The organism is Alphaproteobacteria bacterium, assembly GCA_015062495.1.
Lineage (GTDB): Bacteria > Pseudomonadota > Alphaproteobacteria > Rs-D84 > Rs-D84 > Enterousia.
In genome coordinates this window covers 130,399-146,116 of the sequence record SUUN01000001.1, presented here as the reverse complement: position 1 = coordinate 146,116, position 15,718 = coordinate 130,399, and the positions used below count along the sequence as shown (strand labels likewise).

At 47.1% G+C, this 15,718-nt stretch carries 17 protein-coding genes; 7 read left to right on the top strand and 10 right to left on the bottom strand.

What is annotated here, in order from left to right:
- Positions 1-3 precede the first annotated feature (3 nt).
- Genes E7008_00725 through E7008_00690 form a run of 8 tightly spaced genes read right to left on the bottom strand, consistent with a single transcriptional unit; the run spans position 4 to position 5,758 of the window.
- A complete protein-coding gene (locus tag E7008_00725) occupies positions 4-1,188 on the bottom strand; it encodes an aminoacetone oxidase family FAD-binding enzyme (GenBank protein ID MBE6456454.1) in 1,185 nt (394 codons plus the stop codon).
- Complete coding sequence (xseA, locus tag E7008_00720; GenBank protein ID MBE6456453.1) at positions 1,136-2,368, bottom strand: exodeoxyribonuclease VII large subunit; 1,233 nt, start codon at positions 2,366-2,368, stop codon at positions 1,136-1,138. Before xseA ends, E7008_00725 begins: the two co-directional genes overlap by 53 nt.
- A 5-nt stretch (positions 2,369-2,373) precedes the next feature.
- Positions 2,374-2,865, bottom strand: coding sequence for a hypothetical protein (locus tag E7008_00715; protein MBE6456452.1), 492 nt, complete (start codon positions 2,863-2,865; stop codon positions 2,374-2,376).
- Between the two features lie 29 nt (positions 2,866-2,894).
- Complete coding sequence (gene tsaD / locus E7008_00710; GenBank protein ID MBE6456451.1) at positions 2,895-3,986, bottom strand: tRNA (adenosine(37)-N6)-threonylcarbamoyltransferase complex transferase subunit TsaD; 1,092 nt, start codon at positions 3,984-3,986, stop codon at positions 2,895-2,897.
- Positions 3,987-4,015: 29 nt separating this feature from the next.
- Positions 4,016-4,705, bottom strand: coding sequence for a DUF1460 domain-containing protein (locus tag E7008_00705; protein ID MBE6456450.1), 690 nt, complete (start codon positions 4,703-4,705; stop codon positions 4,016-4,018).
- Position 4,706: 1 nt separating this feature from the next.
- Positions 4,707-5,012 carry a hypothetical protein gene (locus tag E7008_00700; GenBank protein ID MBE6456449.1) on the bottom strand — a complete coding sequence of 102 codons (306 nt, stop codon included), beginning with the start codon at positions 5,010-5,012 and terminating at the stop codon, positions 4,707-4,709.
- Positions 5,009-5,401 (bottom strand): hypothetical protein, encoded by a 393-nt coding sequence (locus tag E7008_00695; protein ID MBE6456448.1) that lies wholly within the window; start codon positions 5,399-5,401, stop codon positions 5,009-5,011. The genes E7008_00700 and E7008_00695 overlap by 4 nt, the downstream gene beginning before the upstream one ends.
- A gap of 9 nt (positions 5,402-5,410) precedes the next feature.
- Complete coding sequence (locus tag E7008_00690; GenBank protein MBE6456447.1) at positions 5,411-5,758, bottom strand: DUF2155 domain-containing protein; 348 nt, start codon at positions 5,756-5,758, stop codon at positions 5,411-5,413.
- A gap of 91 nt (positions 5,759-5,849) precedes the next feature.
- Here E7008_00690 and E7008_00685 point away from each other — a divergent pair, with 91 nt between their 5' ends.
- Together E7008_00685 and E7008_00680 are read left to right on the top strand one after the other, a co-directional pair.
- Positions 5,850-6,767, top strand: coding sequence for a nucleotidyl transferase AbiEii/AbiGii toxin family protein (locus E7008_00685; GenBank protein ID MBE6456446.1), 918 nt, complete (start codon positions 5,850-5,852; stop codon positions 6,765-6,767).
- A 16-nt stretch (positions 6,768-6,783) separates the two neighbouring features.
- A complete protein-coding gene (locus E7008_00680; protein MBE6456445.1) occupies positions 6,784-7,308 on the top strand; it encodes a phosphoesterase in 525 nt (174 codons plus the stop codon).
- Between the two features lie 33 nt (positions 7,309-7,341).
- Here the strand turns inward: E7008_00680 and E7008_00675 are convergent, their stop codons facing one another.
- Together E7008_00675 and E7008_00670 are read right to left on the bottom strand one after the other, a co-directional pair.
- The gene (locus E7008_00675; GenBank protein MBE6456444.1) at positions 7,342-9,423 is read right to left on the bottom strand and encodes a hypothetical protein; all 2,082 of its coding nucleotides are present in this window, start codon (positions 9,421-9,423) and stop codon (positions 7,342-7,344) included.
- A gap of 25 nt (positions 9,424-9,448) precedes the next feature.
- On the bottom strand, positions 9,449-9,997 hold the full coding sequence (locus tag E7008_00670; GenBank protein ID MBE6456443.1) for a hypothetical protein: 549 nt from the start codon (positions 9,995-9,997) through the stop codon (positions 9,449-9,451).
- Positions 9,998-10,070: 73 nt separating this feature from the next.
- Here E7008_00670 and E7008_00665 point away from each other — a divergent pair, with 73 nt between their 5' ends.
- From E7008_00665 to E7008_00645, 5 genes are read left to right on the top strand one after another with little or no spacing between them, the layout of a single operon-like run.
- The gene (locus E7008_00665; GenBank protein ID MBE6456442.1) at positions 10,071-10,541 is read left to right on the top strand and encodes a prepilin peptidase; all 471 of its coding nucleotides are present in this window, start codon (positions 10,071-10,073) and stop codon (positions 10,539-10,541) included.
- A gap of 28 nt (positions 10,542-10,569) precedes the next feature.
- Positions 10,570-11,487 (top strand): hypothetical protein, encoded by a 918-nt coding sequence (locus E7008_00660; GenBank protein ID MBE6456441.1) that lies wholly within the window; start codon positions 10,570-10,572, stop codon positions 11,485-11,487.
- Complete coding sequence (locus tag E7008_00655; GenBank protein ID MBE6456440.1) at positions 11,484-12,971, top strand: hypothetical protein; 1,488 nt, start codon at positions 11,484-11,486, stop codon at positions 12,969-12,971. The genes E7008_00660 and E7008_00655 overlap by 4 nt, the downstream gene beginning before the upstream one ends.
- Positions 12,964-14,637 (top strand): hypothetical protein, encoded by a 1,674-nt coding sequence (locus tag E7008_00650; protein ID MBE6456439.1) that lies wholly within the window; start codon positions 12,964-12,966, stop codon positions 14,635-14,637. The genes E7008_00655 and E7008_00650 overlap by 8 nt, the downstream gene beginning before the upstream one ends.
- The gene (locus tag E7008_00645; protein MBE6456438.1) at positions 14,609-15,697 is read left to right on the top strand and encodes a hypothetical protein; all 1,089 of its coding nucleotides are present in this window, start codon (positions 14,609-14,611) and stop codon (positions 15,695-15,697) included. Before E7008_00650 ends, E7008_00645 begins: the two co-directional genes overlap by 29 nt.
- Positions 15,698-15,718: the final 21 nt, after the last annotated feature.

Here is a 15,718-nt window from a genome sequence, read left to right as displayed (position 1 = left end):
TACTTATGCATTTTCGCCGGCTACGCGTCCGCTGGCCCACGCCCAGTGTAAATTAAAACCACCCAAATCGCCCGCAACATCCAACACTTCGCCCACAAAATATAACCCTGGACATAATTTAGATTCCATCGTCTTGGACGATACTTGACTGGTATCAACGCCACCGCGCACAACCTCGGCACTGGCCATGCCGTGATACTTTATCTTATTCCCCGCCACTTGCAAGCATGAAATCTGTCGCGCGATTGTTTCTAATTCTGCGTCCCTGACATCGGCAATATTACGCACGTTCGCCCCAACAATCCATTTTGCAACACGCGCTGGCATCCATTGCCCCAGAACGCCCGCCACAGTCTTGCGCCCCTGTGTTTTTTTAGCATTGCGCAATTCCGCAAACATATCAACATCCGGCACCAAGTTAATGGAAATACCACCGCTCAAATCATACAAACTGGCACGATACGCCGCCGGCCCACCAATGCCAAAATGCGTAAACAACAACGAATCCCGCACAGACCGTTTTCCAATCGTAATAATCGCATCCAATGACACACCCGCCAATTCTGTCGGCGCGCCGTCAAATGCCAACGCACACAGGGCGGGGCGCACCGGCACAATTCTGTGTCCAAACGCACGCGCAATCTTGTGCCCCGCATCCGACACCCCCAACGCACCAAACGAAGTGCCGCCTGTCGCCACAATCACAGACCGCGCCACACAACCATTAACAACAAAATCATCACCATCTTTGCGCACACAGTCAACCGCCGTGTTATATACAAAATCCACACCATGTGCATCATACATTAACGCATCCAAAACCACACCCGCACCATCGGCACAGAAATACTGTCCCGCATTTTTTTCAACCAACGCTATATCATGCGAATCCGCCCAATTAATAATATCATACGGTGATACGCGACTGATTGCACCACGCACAAAGTCCGGATTTTCACCAAAATACCTGTCATACTTTACCGCCAAATTTGTAATATTACAACGTCCACCACCTGACGCTAAAACCTTGCGCCCGGGCTGCGCGCCCATATCAAACACCACAACACGTTTATTACGACGCGCCAAGACACCCGCGGCACTCAGCCCCGCCGCACCCGCACCAATAATAATCACATCATATCTGGATAATTCCATCTGCAAACTCAATTGTCTTGGGCACACCACCATCTGCGCGACTGATTATCTGATTATTTTCATCACGCACAATCGCAAACCCACGCGACAACACACTTTTATAACTTAACGAATTTAACATCTGTCCCAGATGCGCCACAGATTGTCCTAACACCGCCATTCGGCTTTGCAATATATTTGGAAACGCCGACACCACATCCATTTTTTGATGTGCAGCGGCAATTTTTGCATTAACAATAATATTCATTGTCCGCCCCAAATCATCCAGACGCTGGGCATGTTCCATAACCAACTGCTTTGGACTTTTTATACTTATCGATTCAATACGCTGTTTTGCATTAACCAAACGCGTTGTAAAGTTCCCCGACAATCGCACCCACATATTATCCAGTTCCTGCGACAACGCTAACTTGGTTGGCACAACGGCCTCGGCGGCGCCGGTTGGCGTTGGCGCACGATAGTCCGCCGCAAAGTCGATTAACATCCAGTCTGGCTCATGCCCGACACCCGAAATCAGCGGAATATGGCTGGCCGCGGCTGCACGCACCACAACCTCTTCGGAAAAAGGCAACAAATCTTCCAGTGCGCCACCACCACGCGCAACGATAATAACGTCAACATTATTTTCACGATTAAAGTATTCAATGCCCGCTGCCACTTCGGCCGCTGCTGTCGCGCCTTGAACAGTCGCCGGATACAACAACACATGCACCGGAAATCGTTCCCGTAAACGATTTTGAATATCTTGAAACGCCGCGCCAGTCGGACTGGTTACAACACCAATTCTTTGTGGCAATCGGGGCAGGGGCTTTTTACGCGCCTCATCAAACAGACCTTCGGCCGCCAGTTTACGCTTGCGCTCTTCCAGCATTTTCAGAATTGCGCCCACTCCCGCCATTTCAATTTCACTGGCAACAATCTGGTAATTACTGCGCGCCGGATACGTTGTAAACCGCCCGGTTATAATAACTTCCATCCCATCTTCCAGTTTGAATGACACTGGTGTGCCGCGCCATATAATCACAGAAATTGCCGCACCCGCATCCTTGATTGTCATATACATATGCCCAGATGTTGCGCGCGTAATTTGCGATAACTCGCCACGAATTTTTATCCGCGGAAACGCGGTTTCCACAACACCCTTTAACAGTGCAGATGCATCTGTCACACTAAAAACCGTTTCAGCGCTAACAAAAGGTTCTGATTTTTGCATAGTTTTTACCGTCTATCCAATTCTTGTTTTACACGTTTAATAAATTCCGCCTTATTCGGCGTCTTCATATCGCGAACACGCTTATTAATCGGTTCGCCCACATGATACGGCACAACCAATGGCGCAAACTGATCCCCAGTTGTATCAAATGGCGTATCTGTAAACTTATTCTGCAGATACACAACCGGCGCATGTTCCCACGCCCCTAATTTAATTGCAGACGGCACCCAAACATCCGAACCACCATACAACTCATATATACAAATGCTGGACAGCGCACAAAATCCCTTGGTCCATGGCACAAAGCCGCGAAAGATATTTTGCCCCACAAATTTACGACGGAATTTTTCATCTGCGTACAAATTGCGCAATACATATGTTATATCATACAGGGTATATTGCGCATCAAAATGTTGCAAACACATCCGATCGATATCCGCCGCCTGGCTTAACAATTTGCGTGTCGCCGCATCATAAGATTTCTTGTAGTTTTCCATAGTCCTATTATACCACAAAACAACAAAAATTACAATTCAGTCAACGGCCACCGTGGACGTGGTGCAATCGGTTCACGCACAATGCGCCCAACACGATAATTTTCCAGTCCCGCCCACGCAATCATCGCACCATTATCCGTACACAGGTTCATCGGTGGCGCAGCGAACACCATATTATTTTTACGCGCTAATTTTTCCATTGCCGCACGAATTGCGCTGTTTTTCGCAACACCGCCCGCCACAACCAGTGTCTTTGGCGCGGCGTCACGCACACGTGTATCACGCAACGCATTATTCAAACGATTTACTATACAGTCTACAACCGATGCCTGGAACGATGCGCAAAAATCATTTATATACGCATCCGTCAACGGCAATTCCGCCCGACCTAAAAAAGTACGCGCTGCGGTTTTAATACCACTGAACGAAAAATCACACCCCGGCTTGTCACACAGCGGCCGTGGAAAATCAAACGCGCGCGGATTTCCGCTTTGTGCACGCATATCCACAATCGGTCCACCTGGATACCCCAGTCCCAACATCTTGGCAACCTTGTCATATGCTTCGCCCGCACTGTCATCCAGGGTCTGACCAATCAATTCGTATTGTCCAACACCACGCACCAATAAAATCTGACAATGTCCACCCGACGCCAACATTAACAAATACGGGAACTCAACCGACATTTCTGCGCCCGCACCATCCGCACGTGTTGCGCACAAACGTGGAACTAATGCATGTCCCTCCAGGTGATTAACCGCAACCAATGGTTTAGCTGTTGACTGTGCAATCCCCGTCGCCGCCATCCAGCCGACCAAAACACCGCCAATCAAACCCGGTCCCGCCGTCGCCGCCACAACATCAACATCGTCAATCGTCTTGCCTGCCTTGTCCAGCGTCTGTTTTATCACCGCATCAATTGCCAAAATATGGGCGCGTGCCGCCAATTCTGGCACAACACCACCATATTTCTGATGTTCTGGGATTTGCGAATAAATAATATGCGCCAACACATTACGATTACTGTCCACCAATGCCGCCGACGTTTCATCACACGATGATTCAATCCCCAGACACAGCACAGCCCCATCGCCGCGCCCCGCATCCCCCAGCGTTCCCATATCCATACAAATTACTTTTTCTTCATTCTTCATTTTATTTCAACCAATGCAATCCCCAGATTTTGTTTATTCTTCATTCGCCCTGCGACATATTCTGCCATATCAACATCCACAACTTTGCCCTGATTACTTGACGCATGGCGCAGTTTTCCATTTGGCAACCAAAAACCCATATGCACAACGGCCAAATCAGTACCTATTGTATCACGAAATTTTGGGTTGTCAGTAACAAACAGCACAATCACAGGTTCTTGTATTTTTATATCGCCCACATATTGATATGGCACATACTCCAAATCAACCACAACCGGCGCGACATCAATATTTAGCCCATGCACAGCCCGAAACCAATTTGCTTTATCAATCACAACACGTCGAATGGCGGTCGGCGCATATTCACCACTTACATTTCGCACCAAATCTGAATTAGCATTCAGCCAATCAGATTCAATAAAATGATTACGCGTCAGAAATCCAATTTCCCCATCTTTGTATCGAATTTGATTCAGGCAACACTCGCACCCACCGGCCAACACAGTTTCCACAAACGTAGTACAATCAAACGCATCAAACCGTATCACAGGATCTGGATCGGGTGGGGCACATTCACCCAGCGGGGAATTTTCATATCGTGCCCCTAAATAAGACTGGCCGGGGTATTCGGCATAATCACCAACACACCCGGCCAGAATCAAAATCGCAAAAACACTACGCCACATATTACAAGTTATCTTTTAATTGAATACCCGTATGACACAGTGATGCAGCATCACGAATTGCCATCTCGCCACTGTCGGGCAAAGTCGCCATTTTATCCACACACGCCACCAACAGATCTACATCTTTGTCCGCACCGGTCAAAATCTGTGCCGCCGACACACGGCGTTCCACCGACGCAGCGCGCCAATCTTTCAATGTTCCTGATTCCAATGTTCCGCTGCGCTGGGCAAAGAAAAATACAACCAGCACCAAAATCAAAACCCCAACCCCAATAAAAAGTTTAAAGTATTTTTTTATAAAGTTCATCTTACATCCCCCTGTTGTAAACTAAGCATTAATCTGGCGAATTGACCGTGTTGCCTGCGCGCATTAACCAGCAAATCCGCATCTGTTATCTGGCGCACATCTTTGTGGAAAACAATCCGATCCACACAGATTTTTGTTGGTGTGTTTGTATACAACAATCCATCATGTGTTTTTTCGCATACTATATCATGTGCAGACACCTGATATATCGTTGTCCATACGCATCCCATACCAATTGTATTTTGTTGTGATTCCCGCAAAACCCGTTTTGCTTTATCCAATGTAGCACACACCCACACACGCGAATCTACATCGGCCCACGCACTGCCAACACTGTACACATTAGATGGATTCCCCAGCATAAACCCCGTCATATTTTTCAGTTTCATATCAGAACCTTACTCGCACTTAACCATCCATACATCATAATCTGCATGTTGCAACGGATTTTGTCCTGGCTCATTACGACTCATCCAATTACTAAAAAATTGTCCTTTGTTGGCTTCGGCAATCTCTATAAACCCCCAGAAATCTTCGGCTTCGAACGGGTCAGTCTGTTTACACGCACGCACATTAATATACAATTTTTCAAACTGTACTTCGTCCCCAACAGGAATTTTTATTTCTTGAACTTTGCCGGCATCTTTGTTCATAACGCGCAATACCGCCACATCACGATTAACATACGCCATCGCCACGCCGGGCAGGGCGCACAACAACACCAAAGACCAAATTATTTTTCTCATACACACATCATACCCCAGCCACCACACAAAGTCAATTTATTAAACATTACATTTTATTGACAAACGCGCTTTGTGTATTATAATTTATGCCATGAAAGAAATAACATCGACGGTCCGTCGCGCCATTAATAAAACCAAAAACCCCAGATTGGCTGAACAAGACTATCTGGAATGTGTTGTATTGGACGCACTGTTTCGCGACGATTATATATTTGAAAACTTTATCTTTACCGGCGGTGCAACCCTGTCAAAATCATACAGCATTGGTGGGCGCATTGGTCGCGATATTGACCTGGGGCTTATTAACTTTACCGACATTCCCCGCGACCACACACAAAAGCAACTGGGGAATTTCAAAAAGCGCTTCAAACGTTTTACATTTGGTGAATTACGCGAAAAGATTGCACAAATTATAAACGCTGATGGCCGTTTTGAAATTATCACAGATCACGATTGGCCATCACCAGAAAACAGCGAACGCGTCGCTTCTTCACCTGCATTACACATGCTGTACCAATCCGAATTTGGCCCGGGACACCTGTGTATCGAGGTTATGCCCCGACACTATCGACCATCATGTATAACATGTCGCGCACTGTTACCATATTCGATTGACAGACCGTTTGGGGCAATCCCAACCATATCATACGAACAAACATTTTGGGACAAAGTATTTGCACTGCATTCCAATGCCAACACAACAAAACCGCACTGCGACAAATCGTATTCACGCCATTACTATGATGTGGCAATGCTGACACCCTTTGTTGATCTGGACAAAACACACGATTTATTAATTGATACCATTGAATACCAAACGCGCCACACGACCAAGAAAATCGATCTGACCGCCGCGCGCGACGCAATAATAATCCCAGATGACAAAACCCTATACAAACTGTCCGACGATTATTATGCAATGTCTGGCACGTTTACCGAACCGCAAACATCATGGAACACAATCGTCCAGATTTTGCAAAACCTGAACCAAGATTTTAAATCACTTTAACCCAGGGGGACACACAATGGCTAAATTTGTATTTTCCGACCCGCACTTTGATTCAGAATCTATTATCAAGAACGGCAACCGTCCATTTAAATCAGTTGCCGAAATGAATGCCACATTAATAAAAAACTATAACGCAACCATTGGCAAACAAGATATTTGTTATTGGCTGGGCGACATAATGTATGGCGCGACCAAGGCCAAAGTATCAAATCTGTTGCGCCATTTACATGGGCGCAAATACCTGATAATGGGCAATCACGACCGCGGACATTCGGCCACGTGGTGGCTGTCTTGCGGTTTTAATCGCGTGTACGAACACCCGATTTATGATGCTGAAAATTATATAATGCTATCCCACGAACCATTACCAGAATTTGGCAACATGCCACCGATTGCAAACATCCATGGTCACATCCACATTATGGGTTATGATTTTCCAGAACATTCACATTGCATAAATGCGTGCGTAGAAATGACTGATTACCGACCAGTGCCATTACAAAATCCTTTTTTAATCAAATCACGCACATTTGGTCGATAAAAGAAATCCCGCAACAATGCGGGATTTTTATTTTTAAAACATCGGCGGGAAACATTCATCCGTACCGATGGCACAGCACATCAACGTACCATCCTCCATATCCACCAATTCTTCACCCGCGCAACATCCATCTGCATCTGGCACATCCCCATTGGCACAGGTCTCTATTTCTTCTTGTTCAACAACATCTGTTTCGTATTCCGGGTCGGCCACAAACATCTTTTCATTTTGTGATACATTATAAGCCGGCTTGTCAACAACCATATCAACGATTGGCTTTGGTGGCGTCGCGACAACCGTTTCATCACTCAAGAACGGGGACTCTGACTCCACCGGCGTGACCACAGGTTCTGCGACAACTTCTTGCACTTCATCAATTGGCTCTGGCGTTACTTCTACTGGCACAGCCGGGACAACTTCGTCCGCCATCTGAACCGGCACAGCCGGCGTTACGGGCACAGGCTCTAATTCCACATCGGCAACCTCAGGCTCTACCACAACCGGCTCTGCAACCACAGGTTCTGGCACCACAACGGGTTCTGCGACCTGTATTTCAACCTGTTGCTGTGCAATAAACGGCGATGGCGCATCAACCGCAACATCTTTTTCTGGTTGAACATCCTGTCTATCTGCTTCTTCAACGACCGGTTTAGTCTGTGCCCCCAGTTCCGGCAATGTATCATTTGCCGATTTCTGATACAGCCACAACGTAAACACAGACAACACAATCAGCACAATCAGCATAACATAATACAGCACCGTTGGCTTGCGACGGATCGGCGTTGCCGTTTCCGCAGCCACACCCGTTATTGGTGACACTGGCCGCATACCTGTATCGATTGGGGCTGGTGAAACCTCTGGCATTGGGGCAACGGGCGATTGCGACGGCAACACATCCGCCACAGGTTTTACATCCGCCACAACCGGCGCGACATCTGCCACAGGCGAAACAAATTCCTGGGGCGCGGCTACGGGTGCAATCGTCGCCATTAACTCAGAATCAATCTGTTCCGACGGCAAATCAACCGACGTCAAACTGTCCAACATTGGCGCAGCAATCGGTTCAACCGGTTGCGACTGGGCCGGTGGCGCAAAACTCAATGGCGTCACAGGCGCGGACTCATCATACCGTGGCACATCTGGAACAGACTGCGCAACCGCCCCGCTTGGCAAATCAAAGTCAATCGGTTTAAACGCAATTTCATCATCCAGAATTTCTGGATCTTTATCAAACAACGGCTTTACTTCATCATCTGCCATATCTTCTGCCTTTGGTTCATCAAATTCCGGTTCTTGGAATGGTGTAATTTCGGTAAACTGTGGCGTCGTCGCCATTGGAACAGACGGCTGTTCAAAACTGACCACATCTGTTGGCATTGGCGTGGTCGGCACAGTATGTTCCACAATTCCATCGTCGTCCAAACGCGCCAAAATTGCACGCGCCATATCCGCATCCACTGTTGCTGCATCCAATCTGTGTTGTGCACTGACCAAACGTTTTTTTGCACGTGCAACTTTATCGCTTGCTGCATCAATCTGTGACTCAGTTCTTAAAATTTTGGCTGCAGATTGTTTGGTTGGCTCTTTCCCAACATTTCGACGCTGTTCCGCCAACTTGCCACGCAAACTTTTCAGTCGCGCCTGATTAGCACTGATTGTTTCATTTGTTTTTTCAATCGTCTCGCGCGCACGTTCTGCGACAATATCCGCCGCCCCCAAACGTTCCAGGGCCGCCCGTCGCGCTGCCATATTGCGAAACGCTTCCAATTCTGCCAACGCACTTGCCAGGTCATTTCCTGCATTATATGCGCGTATCAGGTTATCGTATTCCAACAACCCGGTATATTCTATATCCAACTTTTGGTATTTATTATCTTTCTTGGGACGAATGGTTTCTAAATCCACCGCATAGTCATTCATCAGGATATCGTCCCACTTGCGATTACCAACTGGATTTATCACCAACAAAACATTTGGTTTAACATCATTAACCACAAAGTCCAACACCATAACCAATTTGTTGTCGACATCATAGAACGCCCGGAACGCATTACCCGCAATATCCAGGTCAACATATGTCAGTGGCTGATATAAATTTTCTCTCTCGTTCGGCATTTTGCTTTATTTCCCCAAGTACGCTTTATTTTTTCTTTGGCGGTGTAAACTGATACGCCTGCTTGCAATGCTCATAGCAATACGGTTTGCCTATGAACACAGTTTCACCACAAAAATGAAAATGTTCTGAATCCGGATCACCAATCGGCCAACGACACTGGTTCGGTTTCAGATTTGCCATCTCCAACGAATGTTGAATAATACGCTGATGCATAGCCAAATTTTTAGCAGTTGTCTTGGTGTCTGTTTTTGCCTCGGCCACTTTTGGTGTCGTTTTTTTTGCTGTTGCCTTGACTGGCGCTTTCTTGGCAACCGTTTTCTTGGCCGCTTCTGATTTTTTTACCGTTGTTTTTTTGACAACCGCGGGCTTGGCCACAGTTTTCTTTACTTCTGCTTTTTTTTCAGCACCAGCGGTTGCACCACCCGCCTTGGCATTCCACCCCAGGCGATTTAACTTACCCACAATTGCATTTTTGGACATACCCAAACGCTTGCCAATTTCGGACGTAGACAACCCCTTGCCGGTCAGTGCCTTTAATTTTTTCAGCGTTGCGTTATCCCAACCTTTACTCATTTTACAAAACCCTTGTTATACATTATAGTACAATTATAGCACGCATCCGATTCGAAAGGCAAGGGGGAAAAACATGATTTTTTACATCTTTTTCATTTTATTATTAGTGGGCGCAATCGGCTGTGCGACACTGATTTCCATTGCTGATTTTCGCCGTCGCATAATCCCAGACGCATATCTTTTCCCATTAATGCTGATTGGGCTGATATTAATTACATTTTTTGGATTTCCAATTGACATGCGCAATGCAGTAATTGGGGCAACATTTGGATACGCAATGTCTGCGATTATCGGATTTGCATTTGATTATTTTATTCATCGCCGCACCCCCGACGCAACACCACCAATTGGCATGGGCGACATAAAACTGATTGGGGTGGGGGGATTATGGCTGGGGACAAATGGCCTGGCACTGGCACTGATTATTGCATGCATAACCGGCGCAATATGGGCACGCGCCAAGAACCAGAAATTCATCCCATTTGCACCATTCTTTTTACTTGGTGGAATTTTGTCTTTAATCGCAAACCTATTTTTGCTATAATTACCACAACAGGGACCCGGATATGAGAATGAAGTTCAACTTATTTATTATATTTTCTGCGCTTTTTGCGTCATTTGCCCATGCCAACACGGTAATGAGCAAATATGGCGTTATTCAAAACGTCCAGGATTATTCATCAAACCCATTTTGGAATCCCAATGGCCCATATAATCAGCGTTTTCCAACTGCGGTCTATGCAACCGGCCCGTCTGTTGAAACGTCCGACTGTCAAAATGTGGTATCATACCTGGTGGCGGCGGAATGTGCAAACCGCAACAAATGCATAACAACGCAATTGTCCGACATTCGTCCATCAATCATGTTGCAGTTATCCCAAATGCCAAATGGCAATTATGCATCTTCCTGTGGTGGATACATTGACACCGCGTTTGAACAATACTTGAAAACAAATGCCATTGCCGCCCCATCGGCGGGTGCTGCATTCCCAACAACAACGGGCATGGGCACAATGGGCGACGGTTCAAAGTTTGAAATGCAAAACCCACTCAGCCCTAAATTACAAGAATGGCAAATGGAAATTCTGGACCGGAAACAGGAATTAAAAGATTTACAGGCGGCCAACGGTGTAAAACAACCAAAATTGGTTCGCACAACCGAATTTCCAACGACATATGCAGATTTATCATTTACCGAACGCATGGAAAACGCGGCGGCCGGCTATGCACCGTTCAAAGACGCCCGCGCATACAAAGAAATCGAAGTTGAAAATATAGAGGCATACCTGCGCCGCCAAGAAAAACTGGCACGAATACGCGATTATAACAATCTGAGTTTGGATGAATACTGTAAAAAACATCCCGACGACGAACGTTGTAAAAAAAAAGACTCTGGCACTGGCACACCCGGCTCGTCTGATGGATCTGACACAGTCGACCCAGCACGTCAACAGTTAATAGATAGAATAATAGCGGCATTTCCAAAATGATAAGACAAATTATACAAAAATTCATCATCGCGATTTCTGTTATATTTATAACAGCATTTGGCGCACACGCAAACACAGATAAATGCCTGCAAGCATTGGCAAACGACCTTGCCACTAATTTACAAGAACATGTTGATTCTGACAATGACGTTGTTATTATCTCATCAGATGGTCTGGTTGAGTTTTTTACAGAAAATATTGACGTTTGCCGTGATTATTTATTGGCCAGAACCAGTCCCGACGAAGACATTTCCGTCAGCGAACCCGATTTATTTATTGAAGTCAACTGGGATTATTTAGTAGACGAAGTCGCAGCGGCATTAACCACCACTGGTGACAGTCGCCAATTATTTGTTTGCGAAAACAACCGATCATGGCAGGCGGGCATAGACGCATTATTGTGGGTTGCAACCGCGGTTGCGGCGGTATTTTCATGGGGATCGGGTGGCGTCGCCGTCCAGGCGGGAAAAACTGCCGTTGTCCAGGGCGCAAAAAACCTGACCAAAATTGGTGTAAAAAAAGGAATAAAAACAGCCGTTATTGACGCAACATCTAAGCGACTGGGTGTTGACATAGCCGCCAAGGCTGCAACCAAAGCCGCCGCCGAAGCAGCCGTCAAAGAAGCCGGCAAAACAACCGCCAAAGCCGTCGCCCGCGACCAAGCGGTTGTCGCCGCAAAATCCGCCGCCACGGCCGCTGCGAACGATGCAGTCGTCATTTCAACCAAGGCCAGTTTAAAAAGTGCCGGCAAAAAGCGCGTAACAGACGCCATGATAAAAAAAGAAATTCAAGCTGGCATTGCCAACGGCACGATTAAGGGCCCCGCTGGCACCAGGGCCTTAAACTTGATTGACGACAAAGCAGCCAAGGCCGCTGCAAAGCGCACCGCTCAAAAAGCTGTTCAGGCCGAAGTTGCCGCTGCAAACACAGAACTGGCCAATGCCACCGCCGCCTTAACAGCCGAACAAGCATTGGCCAGCAAAGCATTAACCGGTGCACTGGCAAAATTCGCAATATCAACCCCCATTGCTGCGGCCGGTGGCATCGCCAGCGTGTACAGTTATCTTGAATCAGGATTTAATCCACAAATAATGAATTGCACTGACACCGACGAAGGCGAAGGTTGTTATACATCCTGTTCAAAAGATTCTTTAAATTCACCAACAGACGACCTGAACACCAAGGTGTTCAAACCCATATTCGGCAAAAACCTGTGCATTGACGAATCGAACAACTATGTTTTACGCGAAATTTCAAACACCGGTTTACCATCTGCGGGCAACGTATTTATGACAACAAACGAAAAATGGGCAACCGCCAAGGCAAAAATTGCATCCGACGTCCAAGACAAAGGAAACTGCGACTGGAACGAAGACGACATTGACCTTTATGTTGGTGCGCCGCTGTATGACCCGTCTACATTAATGCCGGCGGATAACGGTGCCACAGGATTATTAATTGACGGGATGCGCCTTGATGATTAAATCATTATTGTTTACAATATTGACCACATTACTTCTGTCCCCTGCGTGGGCAGATGACGCGCCGGCCACCGAATGTGCATCACGCGCATTTGCAGACGCACTTGCCCGAACCGCCAACACAGTCGATGAAACCGCACACGAAACCGATATTCAAACCTGGATTTATCAAACATTTGCATTACCTGATGTGCTAAATACTGTATTGGCATGTCCTGAAATCGCAAATGTACCAGATGACGAAACAATCAAATTCACCCCCATCCAATATACATTCCCCGGGGGACGTGAAATTGTCATTAACTATGAAACCCAGCCCAAGATATTAAAACAACGCATTATGCTGGGGAACAAGCGCGACCTGCCGTCCGGCGGGGACAGTCCACGCATCGGCGCACGCGATGATGATGCAATATGGACAAACACAGATCCCGCCTGGTACGCTATTATGGTAACCGAACATGGTGCATTGGATGAATTTGTTGGCACAAACAAAAACAACACAATTTCACTGAACTATATAAAAAACAATATTGATAAATTATACCCATCGGGCAATGGCGGCACATGCACCGACCGCAGTGCCGTATCCCGCGACGCAACCACCATAAACACAGTTATGCGTGAACACACCGTTAATATCGACGACGACACCAACGATTACTATGTCGCGGGCGATGTAAATCTGCAATGGATTTCATATGCCGAAATGGCACTGGATGTCGTTATAACAGTTGCAACAATGGGGGGTGGTCTGGTAATATCAGGTGCGACGAAATCCGCCCGCGCATCCCGCGCATTAAAGGGCCTGGGCACAACAATCAAAACATTAGAAAAATCAGACGACGTTGTAAAATACGTACGCGCCACACGCGACGCGGCAAAATTAACTGATGAAATCAAGGCACTGGATACGGTTGTCGACGCTGCAAAAATCGCCGACAAAACCCGCGAACTGGATAAATTAAACGACACAATCAAAACACTGGAATCGGCGGATGATGTAAAAAAATATCGCGATGCAACCAAAACATTTTCCGAACTGAACGCATATCGGCACAGTCTGCGCGGCCTGCGCGCAATCCGCACCGCCCAGCGCGGCAACATAATTGCGCGCACAGTACGCGCAAGCAAGGCTGCCGTATCTGGCAACAAATTAATTAAACGCGCCGCCAAAATGGGACGCAGTGGCAAAATATCCACCCGTGTTCGTGACTGGTTGTTCAATTCAACAATGAAAAACATTGGCACACTGGGCAAAATCCAGGCAACCGGCGGCCTGTTGTACGGCGCGATTAAATTCGCCGGCGACATGTACGACTGGACCGAAACCAGCACCGGCGATTTCACCAGTGGTGTCGACTTTGCACCCCTGTTATTATTATCCGCAGATGATTTACAGGGCCAAGAAAACGTTGTCAATCATGGCATGTGGCTGATGTGGGCGGGCGACTCGGTCAGTGCGGCCGACGATGACGCAGCGTATTTACAGGCAATGGACTTTGCCGCCAAATTTCACCAGGATTTAACCGAATACCAAGACGACACCGCCGCCCCATGCAACATTGACATATTTGTTGTGCGTCCTGTGTTGCGAAATCCAGGCTCGGACAATCCAGAATTGTACTACTTGATAATGAATGACAAACCATGGACAACAAATGAATAGGGCGCAAATATTCTTTATCGTTTTATTCATGATGTCCAACGCCCACGCGGCCCAATCTTTTTTACGTCCCGTATCATTTCCAACAACATCCATGGACGCATCATTTATCGAACGTCGCAACAGTGCCGCCGCCGGCTATCAACCATTTGCCGGGCGCAGCGCATATCAACCTGTCGTCATCGAATCCGAAGAAAAATATATGTTGCGCCATGCAGAATCCATACGTCAAAACGATATCGCGTCCATGACCAACACACAATATTGTGCAAAATACCCATTGGACGCAACACGTTGTCCCCAAACACCGGGCGCAGTTGATGCCACCATCGCAATCGGCGATCGTCCCCAACCATCGAAACCATCTGAAACACCTGGGACATCCGAAACCGCATCCCCCGCACCAAAACCACCGGTCACAAACGTTGGCACAGCCACAAACGGCCAACCAGTTATTGCCAGTCCACACATCCACGACGGTCCATGCACCCCGCCACAGCGCAGCAACGTTTTTTCAAACAAAATCCTGACCAGTGGGCAATACCGCCAATCCGATCCGGCATTTGAAAAAACAATGATAACAACATTCCGCGCCGAAGGTGGCTGTGGCAACCACCCAAACGATTCCGGCGGCTATACATGTTATGGCATCTCACAAAACAACAATCCCGAAATTGACGTCCGCAACATCACCCGCGCTGACGCTGAAAACATCGCCCACCGAAAATACTATGCCCAATACGGCATTGATAAATTACCCGACTACATTCGCAGTGATGTATTCACATTCGGATGGGCATCTGGCCCGGTTACAGCCATACGCAATCTGTGTCGCGTCCTGGGCATACCCGAACGCAACACCATAGACAGTGAAATTGTTATGGCGACGGAAAACTATAACGGCGACCTGCATAACGATTATATGGATGCCATGCAACAATACTTCATAAAATGCGCATCAAAACCGGGCCAAGATGTATTTTTAACCGGCTGGATGAACCGTGTAAAATTGACACGTGAAAACAGTTGTCATTATCCAACCACAGATCCAATTATCCAATAATTTATTCCTGTTGTATTTTAT

What these genes read in the sequence shown, in the direction of transcription:
- tsaD (MBE6456451.1), bottom strand. Translation starts at nt 3,986, where the DNA reads ATGGGAACGCTGGGGGATGCGGGGCGCGGCGATGGGGCTGTGCTGTGT.
- E7008_00665 (MBE6456442.1), top strand. Translation starts at nt 10,071, where the DNA reads ATGATTTTTTACATCTTTTTCATTTTATTATTAGTGGGCGCAATCGGC.
- E7008_00655 (MBE6456440.1), top strand. Translation starts at nt 11,484, where the DNA reads ATGATAAGACAAATTATACAAAAATTCATCATCGCGATTTCTGTTATA.
- E7008_00670 (MBE6456443.1), bottom strand. Translation starts at nt 9,997, where the DNA reads ATGAGTAAAGGTTGGGATAACGCAACGCTGAAAAAATTAAAGGCACTG.
- E7008_00685 (MBE6456446.1), top strand. Translation starts at nt 5,850, where the DNA reads ATGAAAGAAATAACATCGACGGTCCGTCGCGCCATTAATAAAACCAAA.
- E7008_00675 (MBE6456444.1), bottom strand. Translation starts at nt 9,423, where the DNA reads ATGCCGAACGAGAGAGAAAATTTATATCAGCCACTGACATATGTTGAC.
- E7008_00690 (MBE6456447.1), bottom strand. Translation starts at nt 5,758, where the DNA reads ATGAGAAAAATAATTTGGTCTTTGGTGTTGTTGTGCGCCCTGCCCGGC.
- E7008_00725 (MBE6456454.1), bottom strand. Translation starts at nt 1,188, where the DNA reads ATGGTGGTGTGCCCAAGACAATTGAGTTTGCAGATGGAATTATCCAGA.
- xseA (MBE6456453.1), bottom strand. Translation starts at nt 2,368, where the DNA reads ATGCAAAAATCAGAACCTTTTGTTAGCGCTGAAACGGTTTTTAGTGTG.
- E7008_00680 (MBE6456445.1), top strand. Translation starts at nt 6,784, where the DNA reads ATGGCTAAATTTGTATTTTCCGACCCGCACTTTGATTCAGAATCTATT.
- E7008_00645 (MBE6456438.1), top strand. Translation starts at nt 14,609, where the DNA reads ATGACAAACCATGGACAACAAATGAATAGGGCGCAAATATTCTTTATC.
- E7008_00705 (MBE6456450.1), bottom strand. Translation starts at nt 4,705, where the DNA reads ATGTGGCGTAGTGTTTTTGCGATTTTGATTCTGGCCGGGTGTGTTGGT.
- E7008_00700 (MBE6456449.1), bottom strand. Translation starts at nt 5,012, where the DNA reads ATGAACTTTATAAAAAAATACTTTAAACTTTTTATTGGGGTTGGGGTT.
- E7008_00650 (MBE6456439.1), top strand. Translation starts at nt 12,964, where the DNA reads ATGATTAAATCATTATTGTTTACAATATTGACCACATTACTTCTGTCC.
- E7008_00660 (MBE6456441.1), top strand. Translation starts at nt 10,570, where the DNA reads ATGAAGTTCAACTTATTTATTATATTTTCTGCGCTTTTTGCGTCATTT.
- E7008_00695 (MBE6456448.1), bottom strand. Translation starts at nt 5,401, where the DNA reads ATGAAACTGAAAAATATGACGGGGTTTATGCTGGGGAATCCATCTAAT.
- E7008_00715 (MBE6456452.1), bottom strand. Translation starts at nt 2,865, where the DNA reads ATGGAAAACTACAAGAAATCTTATGATGCGGCGACACGCAAATTGTTA.